At 70.9% G+C, this 15,944-nt stretch carries 14 protein-coding genes; 8 read left to right on the top strand and 6 right to left on the bottom strand.

Features of this window, described 5'->3' with window-relative positions; all coding sequences use genetic code 11:
- Positions 1–4: 4 nt before the first annotated feature.
- Both I6A60_RS02000 and I6A60_RS02005 read left to right on the top strand, forming a co-directional pair.
- Positions 5–376, top strand: a complete 372-nt coding sequence (locus I6A60_RS02000; protein WP_203020827.1) for a hypothetical protein — start codon at positions 5–7, stop codon at positions 374–376.
- Positions 377–1,013: 637 nt separating this feature from the next.
- Positions 1,014–1,589, top strand: coding sequence for a hypothetical protein (locus I6A60_RS02005; protein WP_203020825.1), 576 nt, complete (start codon positions 1,014–1,016; stop codon positions 1,587–1,589).
- Between the two features lie 1,076 nt (positions 1,590–2,665).
- Here the strand turns inward: I6A60_RS02005 and I6A60_RS02010 are convergent.
- The gene (locus tag I6A60_RS02010) at positions 2,666–3,091 is read right to left on the bottom strand and encodes a hypothetical protein (protein ID WP_203020823.1); all 426 of its coding nucleotides are present in this window, start codon (positions 3,089–3,091) and stop codon (positions 2,666–2,668) included.
- Positions 3,092–3,253: 162 nt separating this feature from the next.
- Between I6A60_RS02010 and I6A60_RS02015 the strand changes: the two genes are divergently transcribed.
- The 4 genes from I6A60_RS02015 (at position 3,254) to I6A60_RS02030 (ending at position 6,085) form a co-directional block, all read left to right on the top strand.
- On the top strand, positions 3,254–3,898 hold the full coding sequence (locus tag I6A60_RS02015; RefSeq protein WP_203020821.1) for a hypothetical protein: 645 nt from the start codon (positions 3,254–3,256) through the stop codon (positions 3,896–3,898).
- 475 nt (positions 3,899–4,373) lie between these two features.
- Positions 4,374–4,703, top strand: coding sequence for a hypothetical protein (locus I6A60_RS02020; protein WP_203020819.1), 330 nt, complete (start codon positions 4,374–4,376; stop codon positions 4,701–4,703).
- Between the two features lie 571 nt (positions 4,704–5,274).
- Complete coding sequence (locus tag I6A60_RS02025) at positions 5,275–5,424, top strand: hypothetical protein (RefSeq protein WP_203020816.1); 150 nt, start codon at positions 5,275–5,277, stop codon at positions 5,422–5,424.
- Between the two features lie 235 nt (positions 5,425–5,659).
- Positions 5,660–6,085, top strand: coding sequence for a PPOX class F420-dependent oxidoreductase (locus I6A60_RS02030; protein ID WP_203020814.1), 426 nt, complete (start codon positions 5,660–5,662; stop codon positions 6,083–6,085).
- A 167-nt stretch (positions 6,086–6,252) separates the two neighbouring features.
- Here the strand turns inward: I6A60_RS02030 and I6A60_RS02035 are convergent, their stop codons facing one another.
- Both I6A60_RS02035 and I6A60_RS02040 read right to left on the bottom strand, forming a co-directional pair.
- Positions 6,253–6,792: a Uma2 family endonuclease gene (locus tag I6A60_RS02035; RefSeq protein ID WP_203020853.1), complete on the bottom strand. Its 540-nt coding sequence runs from the start codon at positions 6,790–6,792 to the stop codon at positions 6,253–6,255.
- A 169-nt stretch (positions 6,793–6,961) separates the two neighbouring features.
- The gene (locus I6A60_RS02040; RefSeq protein WP_203020813.1) at positions 6,962–8,164 is read right to left on the bottom strand and encodes an ABC transporter substrate-binding protein; all 1,203 of its coding nucleotides are present in this window, start codon (positions 8,162–8,164) and stop codon (positions 6,962–6,964) included.
- Between the two features lie 98 nt (positions 8,165–8,262).
- Between I6A60_RS02040 and I6A60_RS02045 the strand changes: the two genes are divergently transcribed.
- Positions 8,263–10,380, top strand: a complete 2,118-nt coding sequence (locus tag I6A60_RS02045) for an ABC transporter permease (protein WP_203020811.1) — start codon at positions 8,263–8,265, stop codon at positions 10,378–10,380.
- On the top strand, positions 10,377–12,158 hold the full coding sequence (locus I6A60_RS02050; protein ID WP_203055543.1) for an ATP-binding cassette domain-containing protein: 1,782 nt from the start codon (positions 10,377–10,379) through the stop codon (positions 12,156–12,158). Before I6A60_RS02045 ends, I6A60_RS02050 begins: the two co-directional genes overlap by 4 nt.
- A gap of 42 nt (positions 12,159–12,200) precedes the next feature.
- Here I6A60_RS02050 and I6A60_RS02055 read toward each other — a convergent pair whose 3' ends face one another.
- From I6A60_RS02055 to I6A60_RS02065, 3 genes are all read right to left on the bottom strand, one after another.
- Positions 12,201–13,196, bottom strand: a complete 996-nt coding sequence (locus tag I6A60_RS02055) for a RimK family alpha-L-glutamate ligase (protein WP_203042543.1) — start codon at positions 13,194–13,196, stop codon at positions 12,201–12,203.
- Positions 13,197–13,505: 309 nt separating this feature from the next.
- Positions 13,506–14,459, bottom strand: coding sequence for a LuxR C-terminal-related transcriptional regulator (locus tag I6A60_RS43285; protein ID WP_203020805.1), 954 nt, complete (start codon positions 14,457–14,459; stop codon positions 13,506–13,508).
- 42 nt (positions 14,460–14,501) lie between these two features.
- Positions 14,502–15,722, bottom strand: coding sequence for a hypothetical protein (locus I6A60_RS02065; protein WP_203020803.1), 1,221 nt, complete (start codon positions 15,720–15,722; stop codon positions 14,502–14,504).
- Positions 15,723–15,944: the final 222 nt, after the last annotated feature.

Below are 15,944 nucleotides of genomic sequence, written 5' to 3' on the forward strand. Positions count from 1 at the left end.
CGTCGTGGCTACCCGTCCCGAAACCGCCGCTCTGCCGTTCCTGCGGCGGGAACCCGCGGCAATCCTCGCCGGCGTCCAGGCCGTGATCACGGTCATCGTCGCCGCGGCCCCGCTATCCGCCGGCTGGCAGGCACTGATCCTCGCCGTCACCGGCGCAATCATCGCCGCCGTGACCTCCTGGCGGACCGCTCCCTCACACATCGCCCTGATCTGGGCGATCGTCCAGGCCGGCTGGCCTGTGTTCGTGCTGCTCGGCATCCATCTGCCCGCGACCGCCGGCGCGGTGCTGATGGCGCTCGGCGCACTCGCCGCCGGCGCCGGCACGCGAGCGCAGGTCTCCCCGGCCGAGGTCGGTCGGCCCTTCCCACGCGGGTAGCCGCACGCCCCACCAAAGCCGCCCCGTCCCCCAACTGGGGGACGGGGCGACTTTTCGCATGCCCGGCGGCGTGCTCGCCCGCTGCTCGCCCCAACGGCGCCGATCTTGCCTCTCGGGGCCAACCTGGACCACACGACGGATAGGCCCTGACCTGCGTGGGCCTATCAGGACCGACCGCCGCCTAAGATCACCTACCGGAATGGAACGGTCTGCTAATGCGGTTTGGGTCTACAGCCCATCCGGGGTTCAAATCCCCGAGCCTCCGCTCTGCCCAGCCGCCCCGCCTTGTGCGGGGCGGCTTTGTTTGCAGGCACTTTGCCGGCCGTCCCCGTCCGCTCGGCGACCACAGCCAGTCTGATGGGGCCCAGGATGGGCACGTGGCGCAGAACGGGGGATCGTGCCGACCACCGTCTTGGCCGCAGCCTGGCCCGCAGAGCGCAGCAGGTGTGGCCGGCCCACTGCTGTCCCGCTCGATCGGCTGGCGATTCGAGAAGGTCGACCTGCGCGAGTTCGTGACCAGGCGCTACCACCGGGCCCGATGAAGGTCGAACCGGTCCGATGGTGATGCTCGACCGCTGCGATTCGCGGATCATGAAGCGGCGAGGGAGCATTTCCTGCCGGTCCTATGATCGGCGCCATGAGCGCTGGGACGATCATCGCGGTCCTCGCCACGATCGCCGCCGTCGGAGCATGGTGGGCGGCTCAGATGTCCGCTCGCGCGGCCGCCACGCTCACGCGTATCGAACAGGCCCGGTGGCACACCGACCTGTACCCGCAGCTCGACATCACCTGTCGGGCGCAGATGAGCGACCGTGCGACCCTTATGGTCGAACTCACCGGGCCGCCAGGCCTGCACCATCTCGACTCGGTGACCGTGGCCATCCGCAACGACGGCCTGGATCACCCGCCTCGCGCCGGCGGGCTCACTGCCGACCAGATCGCCGAACAGATCTGGGGTCCTTACCGCCTCGTGCCTGGCGTCGATGGAACCGAGCACCCCGGCCGCACCGTGACGATCAGACGGGTACTGCTGCCCGGCGACAGTCGGCCCTTCGCCCTCGAACGGACCGGGCCGCCCACGACGGTGGACCGGGCCGGGTGGATCCAGCGGTACGAGAATGACCCGCTTCGACTCACGGTCACCTGCCGCCAGGGCGACCAAGAATGGGACGTCCATCGCAGCGTCGACGTCGCGCCGCTCGCCACGTCGTGAACGGAGTCGACCCCTGACCATTTCGCGGGCGCCCGCAAAGTGATCAGGCCGCCGGGCCGACGGGTTCCTTCCGGTCTCACCCGCGCGGCCGGTGAGGCGGAGCACAGGGGGACGGGCCGTCCCTCTGTGAGGGGATCTGGGCGCACAGCGGGTCGCAACGACCCTCTGTGCCAGACGTTCTGCCGGCGCCGGCAGAACGTCCTGGGAGACTCGACGCGTCCTGTAGCCCCGGCCCGAGCCCGGGTCACATCGCCGAAGGAGCACCCGCCATGGCCCGCTACCGGTGTCCCGCCTGTAAGGCCAGGTCCGAGAAGGTCGCGACGCGGGCCGAGGCCGCTGCCCTGCTGGAGACTCACCGCCGCTACTTCTGCAGTGCCACGAGGGCTGTCCGTACTGGGCGAGTCGGACTGTCACTGCGTCGCCGGCCAAGCCCCGCGAAGCGGTGAGGCCCGCGTGCGATCTCGACATTGGGCCCGAACCTGAGCGCGAGCCCGGGCCCAATCGCGAGCACGAGCCCGAGCCCAACCGCGATCCCGAACCTGAGTGCGGATGAACGGAGCGCGGCTCGGTCTTGACGGAGGACCCGGATCGGACTCGAAGTTTCTGTGAGATCTGCCGCCATGGTTGAGAAGCCGGCTATGAACCAAGCGTGAGCGCGACCCCGAGCCCAACCGTGAGCCCGAGCCGGAGCCCAAACCGGAGCCTTGCAGCGTGGCGGCGGTCTCCGCCCCGTTCCAGCCCTGCCCCGACACCTTCGACGCTAGCCGCGCCTCAACACCTACCCAGGTGCCCGCGTCGCTGGGCAGCCCGATCGAACGCCGTTTGCGCACCGCGGCGCCACGGTCCAACCGAACCCCCAGGGACCGCTCGACCCGCGTCAGGACCTCGTCGTGAGACCCCGACCTGAGATCCAGCCTCGGCATCTGACCCACGGCCGACGCCCATCTCTCACGACCAACGACACCTTGCACCCGTGATCGTAGGCACTGGACGACGATCGCCGCATGGCCCGACTCCCGCCCCGGTTTCGACGTCGGGCGCCGCCGCTAACGCGAGTACCGCCAAGCCTCGACGCATCAGGCACCGATCGCCGTCGCGAACGCCTCCGCCCCTGCGGCCCCAATGGACCCCGCGGCCCACCGGTCCCCAGTCTTCGCGGTCATCCCGAGACCTTCACCGAAGCTCACCCACTGGTCGCGCTTGGCGTTGTCGTCGAAGGTCGCGACGGTGACCTCCTGACCGGCGAGGGTGCAGCGGCCCACCTCGCGCGAGTAGAGCTGCGGATCGATAGCCCCGCCCTGGCAGCCGGCCTTGACCATCAGGTCGGCGACGGAACGCGGCGCAGAGGCGACGCCCTTGAGGGGCACGTAGGCGCCGGAGTAAGACGCGCTTGAGCTGGGAATGGCGCCGACGGCAGTCCCATCGTCACTCCCGCACGCCGTGGTGACCGCGAGTGGGACCAGGACGAGGCCGGCGGCGGCGAGCAGACGGGTTCGACGCATGACAAATCCCCCTTGTGTCGTAGCGGGGACACCCTAGACCGTGCGTCAGAGTTGCGGCGCTGCCCCTTGTCCGAGATCAGCCGTACTGCCACCTTGGTCCGATTAAACGCGCAGAGTTGGCAATCTCCGGCCCTGTGACGTCCCGGGGGACGGGGGAACGCAATGAAGACACGGATCGTGGCTGCGGTCGCGTTAGCGATGACGCTGGCGGCCTGCGGGGGCGGGTCCGCCTCGGGTGGCAAGCCGACAACAGCGGCAACGACAACACTGGCAACGACAGTGAGCGCGATCGTGACGCCGACATCGACCTCCGACATCGCAGCTCTGAGCGTCAAGTCGCAGTACCCGCAGTTCGCATCCGCCGACAACTCGACCATCGACGAGGTGGGAGCGAAAGTCTGCGCCGCCGCGCGCGCTGGCACCTTGGACGCGTTGATCTCTGCCAGTGAGGCGACCCTGCACATGTCCCAGGCCGACACGGTCGACTTCACGCACGTGGTCGCGAACGCGTACTGCTCGGAGGTGCCGCTACCCGCGATCACGCCAGCGAGCACTGCGCCGCCTGTATCCGCGACGGCGATCAACCCAGGTACATGGCTGGTCGGCAAAGAGGTACTGCCCGGTACCTACGAGACCACCGCGGGCACGGATGTGCTGCACTCCTGCTACTGGGCAAGGCTGTCCGGGACATCCGGCGAGTCGAGCGAGATCCTCGCGAACGACAACGTCGAGGGCCACGGCATCGTGACCATCAAGGCAACTGACGTGGCGTTTCAGACCCACTGCACGTGGACGAAGATCGGCTGACCCGGCGTCGCCGCCCCCGCCTCCCGGCCAGAGCGCCGAGGGAGCGGGGCGTTCCGTCGTTCCGTGGGGCGTGACCGTCCACGGACGAACTCACCCCAACCCTGACGACAGCGCGTGCTGGAGACGCCGTTAACCTGCATCCTCCAGATCGCAAGGGGGACGAGGCAATGCCACGCTGCGACACACGGCGTATCGGTGCGGACGGAGCGCGTGTGCGCGAGCATCGAGCGTGACGGGTAGGCATCTCAGTGACGACCTGGCAGAGGCACCCGAAGAAGGACTACCAAGAACTGCTGCAATACGTCCACAGCCATGGATGGAGTGTTGACCGAGGCAAGGGGTACTACATCACCAAGTGCCCCCGCGGGAAGCATGCGACGTCTGTCCCGCTTACGCCATCAGTCGAACGAACGCTACTGAACCTGCGAAAGTGGTTCGAGAGACAGCCGTGCTGGCGAGGAGAGGGGGACTCGGCATGATCTTCCACCTGCACATGCGTCTCGACGTGGCCGCGACGCCACCGGGAGCCGACCTGTTCGAGGCCGCGGACCGTTTCATGGAGGAGCTGCACGCGCTCGGCGATCAGGACGGTCGGCGGGACTGCACTGTGGGAGTCGAGCTGCGTGATCGCAGCTCTGGGTCGATCGAGGTCGACCTCGACGTCGAGGCGGAGAAGGTGGAGACGGCCTTCGCGATCGCGATGTCGTGGCTTCGGGCAGCGCTGCACGCCGCTGGCGTCCCAACTCCAGGATGGGACCTGGGGCCGATACAGATCGACCCACTCGCATCGCTCGCCCGAGCGTGAGGTCCGTCGCCGCCCGCTGAGACATCGTGACGATCAACGCCCCGCCCACCCGGTTCATCCAGGGAGGCGGGGCGTTCGCGTTTGCACCGGACGCTCGGCGAAGCAGCGCGACCCCGGCGACGGCCCGTCACGGAGATCCGGGGGCGACGGCGGCACGCGCTGATGGGCACACGATGGGCGCACCGTGCCCATCCGAAGTCGTTTTCGATCAGTCGTAGCCGGTCGTGCGGGAGTCAAAAGACGCTGTGGCGTAGGCGATTCTGCTCACGGCCGGTCGTTGCCACTCGGCTCCTGGCCGGGTTCAAATCCCCGAGCCTCCGCTCCTGGTCAGGGGCCTGGTCTGCCGGTTCACTCGGAAGAGTGGATCTTCGGATCAGGCCCCTGTGTCGTCCCTGGGCCACCGCCGCCGCGCCCGTCGACAGTCGCGGAGCGAAATCGAGCTGACCACTTAGGTGACGATCATGACGAGAACCACGTTTGTCCGGGTATCCGAGGTCTGAGAGGTCCGAGATGGTGGAATAGCTCTGCCAAGGACGGCCACGCCGGGGATCGACGAGCGAGGAGCAGCGCTATGGCCCACTACTTGTGCCCTGACTGCAAGACCAAGTCCGAGAAGGTCGCGTCGCGCGCCGAGGCCGCCAGCCTGCTGGAGATCCACCGTCGCTACTTCTGCGGCCTCGGGCGGACAGCCCGCGCCGCCCGCCGGGTAGGCCGTCGATAGACGCCGAGCGGCCGCGGGCCCGCCGGACCCGGTCGCAGGCCTCCCGACTGGCCCCATCGCCTCCGCCTGCGAACGGGTAGGCCCTTCGACAGCATCTCGCCAGCGGTGCGCCGAGTTGTCGGTGTCCCAGCCGGCTCGGCTGGTCGGGAACGCGGGCGCCGCGCCCTAGGTTGTGGGGACAGCGGCGCCCGCTGATCCAGACGCCGCGTTCTGTCTGACACCGAGGGGGCTCTGCGTGGCCGCATTGACTGACGAGGCGCGAGCGGTGATCACCGGGGGCAATCTGGGCCACCTGGTCACCCTGAATCCGGATGGCAGCCCGCAGGCAAGCGTGGTGTGGATCGGGTTGGACGGGGACGCCATCGTCACCGCTCACCTGGCCGCGTACCAGAAGATCCGTAACATCCGGCGGGACCCGCGGGTGGTGCTGACGATCCAAACCGGCGTGCTGAACGCCGCCGGCATGACCGAGTACCTGATCGTGCACGGGACGGCCACGGTCAACGACGGCGGAGCGCCCGCCCTGCTCAACCGGCTCGCGAAGGTCTACCTCGGCCCGGACGCCACCTACCCGCCGATGCCGAACCCGCCCGAAGGCTACGTCCTCTCGATCGCCGTCGACCGCGTCGGCGGGATCGGCCCCTGGACCGGCGGCCACTGACCGAGCGCCACGAAAGCGCCCCTAGCGCCGCGACCGCCAGTCTGACAGTCACCTTGATCGCTGTTTTCGCCCTCTGGTGGCTACGAAACAGGCCCGGTAACGACCACCGGAGGGCCGAAACGGCGATCATGGAACGCTGAAACGGGCCAGCCTTGCGGGAAACGCCGCTAGATCCGGGTGAGATCGATGGTCACCGGGAACGGCTCGGTGACGTGGACGACGCCGTTGCAGATGGCCTCCTCGCGGTAGGCCTGGCTTACCGGGTCGAGGACGTAGGTGCAGACGACGGGAACGCCGGTCGCCGACCATTCGATCCGCCAGTAATGGCGAATGCCCGCGCGCACGTAACGGTGCACGCCGACGATCCGGCCGGTGGCCTGCGACGCGCGGGAGACCAGCTCGATGACGCACAACACGTGCTGGGCCCGCATCGGGGTCAGGGCGACCGCGTCGGCCCGGTAGACGACGACGTCCGGGCGGCGCAGCGTCAATGGCGCGTCGGTTAGCCGGACCTCGACGGCGACGTCCGCGTTCCATTCGGTCCCGCCGGCGGTATCGAGCGCGTTGGCGATGATCCTGGCGGTTCGCCGGCGTTGGGTGGAGGCCACGGCGGCCGTGACGACGCGCCCGTCGGCGACCTCGATGTCGGCGCGGCGCTCCTCCGACCAACGGTCGTACTGGAGTGGCGTGACTCTTTCGCTGGTGATGGCGCACCCCCCTGAGACCGGCGATCAGCGTAACGCGGCCGATTAGCTGACCGCGCTGTGTTAGTGCAATGGTCACCACGATCGACCCGTCGGCTGGGTCGGGGCCGCAACGTACGGCGGCGGCCCGGCCCGTTGGGGCCAGACCGCCGCGGGAACGGGTGGGAGTGGGTCAGCCGGTGACCACCGAGGCCAGCGGGCCACCGTCGATCCAGTTGCCGGTGAGGTCGGTGAAGCCCTTGCCGTTCCAGGTCGTCAGGCGGACCGCCGAGTTGCAGATCGACGGCAGGATCGGGACCGCCTTGCTGTCACAGCTGAACGGGTGGGCCATCACGTTGGGGTGGTCCTTGGTGGCCCGCAGCGCCGTGGTGAGCGCGGCCGGCGTCGGGTCGGGAAGGTCCGCGAGCATCTCGCGCACCACCAGCACCGCCGAGAACGAGCCCTCCGAGCCGGACGTCTGCTGGTCGGCCGGCACCCGCTTGGCGAACTCGGCGGCGGCTGGCTCCTGCGTGTCGGCCGCCGGCGGCAGGTAACCAGAGGCGAAGACCAGGTTGTCGGTGTGCCCGCCGGCGGCCTTGGCCACGGCCGGGGTCGCGCAGGAACCGATCAGGTACATCGGCGTCTTGATGGCCAGCGCGCTGGCGGCCTGCACGATCCGGGCGCAGGCCTGGGCCTGGAAGACGATGACGATCGCGTCAGGGTTGCCGGCCGCGACGTGGCTGAGCGCCGGCGCGAAGTCGGCGGCGTCGGACTTCTCCGACAGCAGCTGGATGTCGCTCACGCCCTTGGATTTCAGAATGGTCTTCGAGGAGTTGACCGCGATCGTGAGCAATCCGGGCAGATCGACGTAAAGAGCATGCACGCTGTGCACCTTCTTCACCGCCGTCAGGTAGTCGACGATGCCGAGCAACTCGGCCGCGGAACCACCGGTCAGGGAGAACGAGTTCTTCGAGTTGAGTTCCCCGTTGAGCTGCGGCGACCCGCTGACGTACGGGATCTGTGCCTGTTCGTAGATCGGCATCGCGGTCTCGGCGCCGAGGTCGATGCCGCCGATCACGGCGACCGGGTGCTGTGCCACCAGCTTGTTCGCGCAGTCCTGTGACGACTCCGGCGAGCCGTTCGTCGCGCAGGTGACGAGTTTGATCGGGCGGCCCTTGACCCCGTCGAGGCCGCTGTTCGCGTAGGCCGTCGCTGCCTGCGCCGCCACCCGGGTCTCCGGGAACGAGCCGAGCGCACTGTTTTCTTCGGTCACGTAGCCGAGCACCAACGGTGCTCCGGTTGGCGTGGCGGCCGGCGTCCCGCCGCCTCCACCGGTGCCACCGGAGCTCCCTCCGCGCTGGCTGGTGCATCCGGCGAGGACTATCGCCACCGCCATAGTGCTAGCCGCGAGAACACGCCCAAAACGGATCACGCCAAGGAAGCTACACTCCCGTCGGCAGCCGAGCGCGGTCGTGTCTACCGAGGGACGAGGGCGTGTCCACCTATCTAGCCGCGTTGGTTCTTGGCCTGGGAACCGGTGCCGTCTACGCGGCGCTCGGTCTCGGGCTCGTGCTGACCTACCGGGCCTCGGGCGTGGTCAATGTGGCGCACGGCGCGTTCGCGATGTACGCCACGTACCAGTACGCCGAGCTGCGTGACGTCGGTGACATCGTTTTTCCCGTCGTGGGTCTGCCACCGCGAATTCACCTGACCGACCACCCGACGTTCCTGTTGGCGTTCGTCGTGTCGCTCGTGCTGGCCGGGCTGTTCGGACTGGTCGGCTACCTCTTGGTGTTCCGGCCGCTGCGGTCGGCGCCGCCGATGAACGCGGTGGTCGCCGCCGTCGGGCTGATGCTCGCTCTGCAGGCCATCGCTGTCCATCAGTTCGGCTCGGACAACCGTTTCCTGGACCCGATCCTCCCGCAGAAGCCGCTGAAGGTGCTGGGCGCGACCATCCCCAGCGACCGGCTGCTACTGGCCGCGCTCGCCGTAGCCGCCGGGCTCGCACTCTGGGCGGTCTCGCGCTGGACCCGGTTCGGTCTCGCCACGCGGGCCGTGGCCGCGGACCCGGACACGGTGGCCCTGTGGGGTTTCCGCACCGAGCTCGTCGCCGCGGCGAACTGGGTGATCGCGGCAATGGTCGCCGCCGCCGCCGGCATCCTGATCGCCCCGATCGCGGCGCTGAACCCGCAGACCTACCCGCTGTTCGTGGTGCCCGCGCTGGCGGCCGCGCTGCTCGGCGGGCTTTCCTCGTTCGGGGCGACGGTCGCCGGGGCGCTCGCGCTCGGGATGGCCCAGTCGGCGCTCTACCAGGTGGAGCAGGACGTCAGCTGGCTCAACCAGCCTGGCCTGCGCGAGCTGCTGCCGTTGCTGCTGCTGATCGGGGTCGCGGTGTCGCGCGGGCAGCTGGTGCCCGGCCGGGTGACGTCCGCGACGGCGGCCACCCGGTTGCCACCCGTGGGACCGCCGACCGGCGCGGCACGCGCGGCGGTGGTGACGGCGGCGGGCGTCGCGGTCGGTGTCGGCGCGCTGTTCCTGTTTCAGGGCACGTACCGCCTCGGGCTCGAACGCAGCCTCGCCGGCTCCGTCGTCTGCCTGTCGCTCGTCGTCCTCGTCGGCTTCGTCGGGCAGCTTTCGCTCGCGCAGATGTCGATCGCCGGCGTCGCCGGCTTCCTGCTCGCCCGGCTGCAGCGCAGCCTGCACATCCCGTTCCCGATCGCGCCGCTGCTGGCGACGGCGGTGGCCGCGGGCGTCGGCCTGCTGCTGGGCCTGGTCGCCCGACGGGTGCGGGGCGTCGACCTCGCCGTCATCACGCTCGCGGCCGGCGTGGCGATCCAGGAGGCGGTGTTCGCCAACCCGTTGGTCACCGGCGGTCTGGCCGGTTCGAAGGTGCCAGCGCCGAAGGTGTTCGGCCTGAACTTCGGGCTCAACGGGCCGGGCTTCCCCCGAGTCCAGTACGGGCTGCTCGCGCTCGTCGTGCTGGCTGCCTGCTGTTACGGGGTGGCCAGGCTGCGCGGCTCGCTGTTCGGGCGGCGCATGCTCGCCGTCCGGGCGAACGAGCGGGCGGCGTCCGCGGCCGGGGTGGACGTCCGGCGTACCAGAGTCCTCGCGTTCGGGGTCTCGGCCGGGATCGCCGGGCTTGGCGGCTGCCTGATCGGCTACGGCCAGGGCACCTTGTCGTTCGACTCCTTCGGGGTCAGCGCGTCGCTGTTCTTCCTCGCCGTGATCGCGGTGGGCGGGGTGACGACCGTGTCCGGGGCGTTGTGCGCCGGGCTGCTGGTGCCGGGCGGGCTGGCGTTCACCGCGCTCGACGACCTGGCCGGCCTGGGCAAGTACCAGTCGCTGATCTGCGGCGTCGCGGTCGTCGTCCTCGCGGTGTTGCGCCCTGCGGGCCTGGCCTACCGCCGCCCGGCGATACCGGTGACGGTCGGAGCGCATCGAGCCGGCCGTGGCGGCGGCTCCTCCCGCCCAGCCGCGGGCTGGGTGCGGACCCCGGTCGGTGCGGCCCCGGCGACTGGAGTGGAGTCCCCACCCGGCCAGCAACCACCGCCGGACGCGCGGCCCGAGTCCGGGGTGTCGGGCGGGACCCCGAAGGAGGGTGACGCCCGATGAGCACGGGACCCGCGGTCCGGGGCACCCGGGCGTCCGAGCGCGGCCTCGTGGTTGACGCGCTGACCGTCCGGTACGGGCGCGTCGCCGTCGTCGAGGGCGTCTCGTTCGCCGTGCCGGCCGGCGCCATCATCGGTCTGATCGGCCCGAACGGCGCCGGCAAGACGACCCTCATCGACGCCATCACCGGCTTCATCGCCGGTGCCGACCGCGACGGCACGATCCTGCTCGACGGCGTGGCGATCGAGGACCTGCCACCGCACGAGCGGTTCCGCCACGGGCTGGCTCGGACCTTCCAGTCGCTGGAGCTGTTCGAGGACCTGTCGGTGGCCGAGAACCTGGCTGTCGCCGGCGGCACGACCACCGACGCGATGACGACGCCCGGCGCGGTCTCGCTGGCGGTCACCGCGGCGGCGGGTACCGCGTCGACCGGCCCGATCGTCCTGCCACCCGCGTCGACCGGCCCGATCGCGGTCGGCCAGGCGCTGACCGGCGCCCTCGGCCGCGCCGGAAAGGGACGCCCGGGCGGGGTCGACCTCGCCGCCGTCGCGACCCGGCTGCCCGACACGCTGACCCACGACGAGCGAGCGGCGCTGGCGTTCGGCCGGGCGCTGGCGGGCCGGCCGAAGGTCGTGCTGCTCGACGAGCCCGCCGCCGGCCTCGACGCGCCCGGCCGCGCCGCGCTGTCCGCCCGGCTGCGCGGGCTCGCCGCCGGGGGGACCGGCGTGCTGCTCGTCGACCACGACGTCGAGCTGGTCTTCTCCGTCTGCGACCAGGTCGTCGTGCTTGACGGCGGCCGGGTCGTCGCGCAGGGACCGCCCGAGCAGGTCCGCGCTCATCCAGCTGTCCGCACCGCCTACCTCGGCGCCGGGCTTGACGACACGGCTCCGCCGCGCCAGCGCGAGCCGTCGCCGGGCGGGGACACGACTCCCGCGATGCCCGGGTCCGCGGCCGCTCGGGGGCTGCCACGGCAAGTGCTCGCGGTCGACCGGGTCACCGGCCGGTACGGCGGTCGGCGGCGCGGGGTGCTCGCGCTGGCCGGTGGCGGTGTTCCGGCTGGCGCTCCGGTCGTCCGGGACGTCTCGCTCACCGTCGCGGCCGGAGAGATCGTCGCGCTGCTCGGCCCGAACGGCGCTGGCAAGACGACGCTCATCCGCCTGATCTCGGGCCTGCTGCCGCCGGTCGCGGGCACGATCACCCTGCTCGACGGCCCGACCCACCGCCAGAGCCCGGACCGGCTGGCCCGGCGCGGCCTCGCGGTCGTGCCGCAAGGCCACGGCTCGGTCCCGACCCTCACCGCCAGGGAGAACCTGCGGCTGGCGGCCCGTCACCCCAGCCCCAGCGGGGTCGCGCCGACCGTCACCAGCGGCCTCGGTGCCGCGCGGGCCGGTGACCGGATCGACGCCGTGCTCGACCTCTTCCCGGCGCTGCGGGAGCTGCTCGGCCGGCAGGCCGGGGCGCTCTCCGGCGGCGAGCGCCAGCAGCTCGCGCTGGCTCTCGCGCTGGTCCGCCGCCCGGCGCTGCTGCTGGTCGACGAGTTCTCGTTCGGCCTCGCCCCGGGCATCGTGCCGCCGCTGCTGGACGCGTTGCGCCGGGTCGCGGACGAGACGGGCCTGGGGGTGCTGCTCGTCGAGCAGCACGTCTCGCTCGCACTGCGGGTCGCCGACCGGGCCTACGTGCTCGACCGGGGGCGGATCGCCCTGGAGGACGACGCGGCGCACCTCGTCGCCAACCCGGGGCTCATCGAGGCCAGCTACCTGGGCGTCGGTTCATCCCAGTAGCGTCCGCCGCTTAACGGTTCGCGCCCGGTAACCGGCGCTCGCCTAGCGGCTCGCGTACAGAAGCAGCAGGGCAGCCAGGGCGGCAGCCAGTGGGAGCCCGGTGCGCTCCTCGACGAACGCGAAGGCGCCGCGGGTGTCCAGATCGAGGAAGACCGGTGCGCCCTCGGGGGTCATCCGCAGGTCGGCCGTCGCGTAGGCGAGGCCGAGCCGGCGGCGCATCCCCTGCAGGCCCTCGACGACGTGGTCGTCGAGGGCGCAGGGCCGTGGCCGCAGGCTGGTGTCCAGCCGCCAGTCCAGCGGGCCGTCGCCCGGCCGGTTGTCGACAGCGCACGCGAACGTGTCGTCGCCGATCAGGGTCACCCGGATGTCGTACGCCGCCGGGACCAGCTCCTGCAGCAGCGTGACCCGCGGCGGGGCACCGGCCAGGGCGCACAGGTCCGGTTCCCTGACCCGGCGGGTCGCCAGCGTCACCGGCATCCGCCGGGCCGACGCGCTGTCGACGGCCTTCGTGACGGCCTCACCGTCATGGTCGGACAGGAACGACCGCAACGCGTCGCCGTCGTCGGTGACGATCGTGGCAGGCACCCGCAGACCGAACTCGGCGGCCAGGGCCAGCTGGTGCAGCGTGTACCCGGCGGACGACTCGACGGCCGGCGGGTTGACCCAGCGGGCCGGCCCGCCCGACAGCGCGCCGAGGAGCGCCGCGGCGGCCTCCCGGCGAGCCACCTCAAGGTGCGCGTCGTCCAGACCAGGCGGCGGTAGCAGCAGGTATTCGGTCAGCAGGCCGTCAGGCCCGTGATGGACCGCGGGCCGCACGAAGACGCTGCCGACATCGGCCGGACGCAGCGTCCGCCCGGCCAGCACCAGCCCGCCGAGTCCGGTCCGGTCGAGATGCCAGCGCAGGCCGTCCCCGCGCCGGAGCCAGTCGTCGTCCAGCCACAGGGTGCGCGAGGCCGGCAGGTGTTCCGCGACCGCCGCGGCATCCCGGTCACCGGCCTGGGCCAGCAGGAGGACGACGGGCGCATGCGTGCCGGTCACGGCGTCAGCCTCTCCCGGCGTCGGGTCGAACCCGGTCCGGCTCCTCGGTTCCCCCGAGCTGGAAAGGGCTCACTGTCTCCTCATGCCGTCACGACCGCACCCCGCAGCTGACGGCGGTCGGGTCCGCCCCCCGTCATGGACCCGACCGCCGGCCGGCGCCCCGATGGTGCGTGGAACGACCGACGGGTCCAGCATCGCGGGGCCCGACATCACATTTCTTCACAAAGAACGCGGTGATTCTGGGCCGGCATAACAGCGCGCCGTGACTGGGCCGGCCCTGGTGGACTGCCGGCGGGTCGAGGGGTTGGGTCAGCGGCGCGGCTGCGGGGCCTCGGCGCCGGCGGCCTTCAGGCGGCGCAGCAGGACCTCTGGCCGGCTGTGCCGGGAGCACACGTACATCGCGAAGATCAGCCGCAGGTCGGCGTGCTTGGTCTGGATGCCGAACCGGTCCATCGCGTGCCGGATCTGGGTGACCACCGTGTGATACGAGAGGCCGGTCTCGGTGGCGATCTCGTGTTCGGTGAATCCGTCGGCGCAGTACTCCAGGGTGCGCCGTTCCGCGGTGGTGACCAGCGCGGCCCAGTCCTCGGGGGCCTGCGGCGCGGGCGGTGACGCCTGCGGGCCGGTCAAGGGCAGGCTGATGAAATCCAGCTCGCCCAACCCGGCGTTGGAACACAGTTTCCGGAGTCGTTCCAGCTCCGTGAGATAACGGTCGTCGGATATCGCCAGCTGCTGGCGGACGGCGGCGACGCGGCGCCCCCGCGCGGTGAGCGCGAGCAGCTGGCCGAATTCGGGGGACACCTTGAGGCCGCATTCGCGCACCGCGTCGGTCAGCGCCGACGCGAGATGTGGCTTCAGCTCGAACGGGCGGTGCCGCGCGTCCCACACGGCGTCGGCGAGCGTGACGGGCCCGACCTTCTTGCCATAGACCGCGCGGGCACCCTGAACCCAGGGCGCGACCAACGCCCGCCATTGTTCCGCCGCGGTGCAGACCACGACGTCGGTACGGCGGACCAGCTCCAGGAACTCCGCCTCGGTACCCACCCCGACCAGGTCGGCCAGGCAGACCTCGTACTCGGCCCCCGATTCCAGCAGCTGGCGGACACTGGGCGCGTCGGCGACGACGCGTAGCCGGCGGTCCCGGGCGAGCGCCTGCACGAAACCGAGCCGGGTGACCTCGTGGTCCTCGACGACCGCGACCTGGAGAATCTCGTGGTCACCGTCGAGGCCGCCGTCACCGCCGGCCGTGGCGCTGACTGCCACCTGGGCTCCCTCCACGTCTCTCTCCGACGTCACGCCGGCCGCCTACTCGGATGGGCTGACCGGAAGCCTGAGTGTTACCTGGGTGCAGCCGGGGACCGATTCCAACGCGAGCGTCCCGCCCCACCGGGCGAGTCTTTCGGCGTGGCCCGCGAGGGACCGGGTCGCGGACACGCCCTGTCGGAGAATCTCGGGCGGGAATCCCTTCCCCTCGTCCGTGACCACCAGCTCGACGATATCGGCGCCGGTGCCTGCGCCATCGGTTCCCGAGACCAGGCCGGCGTGCAGCAGGGCCTCGTGGACGCCCGCGTTGCGCGGGACGTTAATCAATATGGCGCGCAGTGCCTCTTCGAGGAGGTTCACCTGCGTGACGTCGACGACGTCGGTGGCCTCGGTCAGCCGACCGGCGAGAATCAGCTCCACCTGCAGGCCGATGAGCTCGGCCTCGCCGACCTGCCGGTGCAGCATCGCGATGAGCGGCACCTTCTCGCTGAACCGGCCGGTCGCCACGAACGTGTTCAGCCGCTCGGCGGCCACGATCACTGCGGACCGTGCGCGCGCGACCCCGGGAAGGTCCGCGGGATCGAGACGTTCGAACATCACGAACGTGTTGCCGAGATGGTTGTGCAGCTCGACCGTGAGCATGCGGCGCTGCTCCTCCTCGGAAAGTCGCTCACCCATGTCGGACAGCTCGCCGGCCAGCGTCAGCAGGAAGCGGGCACCCCGCCGGATCAGATAGGCGAGCGCGACGAAGCCGGAAATCCCGATGAGCACGTCCGCGTGGCCAAGCGCACGTGGGCTGACCAGTCCGACGACGAAGGCGTATGACGCCACGATCGCCGCCGTGCCGCCGACCAGCAGGCGCAGCGGCAGCCCGATCGCGGAACCGATCGCGGCGCCGGTGATCTGCTCGGTGGTCAGTGCGACGACCGGCGCCATCGCGTCAAGGCGAATGCCCGCCGGGAGTGCCAAGGCGCAGGAAAGAAGAATCAGAACCGCGGTCGTCAGCTCGACCTGGGCCGCCCGCAGGTCGTAGACCAACGGACGCCCGGGTCGATGCCGGGGTGCGTCGCCGGTCGCCTGGGATGAACGCCGCCGGTTGCCGACCAGGTGCGCGACGAACCAGCTCGACTCGGCGACCACCAACACGAGCACGACAATCGCCGGTGCCAGGTTCGCCGCGCGCAGACGTGCGGCGGTCCCCGGGACGGTAATGGCCAGCTGGACGGCATGGATGAGGCGGAAGATCAGCAGAATCCTGATCATCTGCCATTCCATGTCGCGGCGCGCGGCGGCATACCGCCGGGGACGTGGGAATGTCGCGGGCAGGTCGCGTGACCGGCGGTGCCACGTCGGCAAACCCGGAATGCTGACCGTGACGCCCCCTGTCGCGTCGAACCGTGTCGCCTGGAACCGTGTCGCCTGGAACCCTGTCGCGTCGAACGTGCCGCCCGTTGCGCCGGACAGTTGCCGCAAGAGTAGCGGTTC

This window comes from Frankia sp. AgB1.9 (assembly GCF_016786355.1).
In the GTDB taxonomy this organism is placed as follows: Bacteria; Actinomycetota; Actinomycetes; order Frankiales; family Frankiaceae; genus Pseudofrankia.

Excerpts from the sequence above, each read along its gene's own strand:
- I6A60_RS02065 (WP_203020803.1), bottom strand. The coding sequence starts at position 15,722 with ATGATCAGGATTCTGCTGATCTTCCGCCTCATCCATGCCGTCCAGCTG.
- I6A60_RS02050 (WP_203055543.1), top strand. The coding sequence starts at position 10,377 with ATGAGCACGGGACCCGCGGTCCGGGGCACCCGGGCGTCCGAGCGCGGC.
- I6A60_RS02020 (WP_203020819.1), top strand. The coding sequence starts at position 4,374 with ATGATCTTCCACCTGCACATGCGTCTCGACGTGGCCGCGACGCCACCG.
- I6A60_RS02005 (WP_203020825.1), top strand. The coding sequence starts at position 1,014 with ATGAGCGCTGGGACGATCATCGCGGTCCTCGCCACGATCGCCGCCGTC.
- I6A60_RS02040 (WP_203020813.1), bottom strand. The coding sequence starts at position 8,164 with ATGGCGGTGGCGATAGTCCTCGCCGGATGCACCAGCCAGCGCGGAGGG.
- I6A60_RS02015 (WP_203020821.1), top strand. The coding sequence starts at position 3,254 with ATGAAGACACGGATCGTGGCTGCGGTCGCGTTAGCGATGACGCTGGCG.
- I6A60_RS02025 (WP_203020816.1), top strand. The coding sequence starts at position 5,275 with ATGGCCCACTACTTGTGCCCTGACTGCAAGACCAAGTCCGAGAAGGTC.
- I6A60_RS02010 (WP_203020823.1), bottom strand. The coding sequence starts at position 3,091 with ATGCGTCGAACCCGTCTGCTCGCCGCCGCCGGCCTCGTCCTGGTCCCA.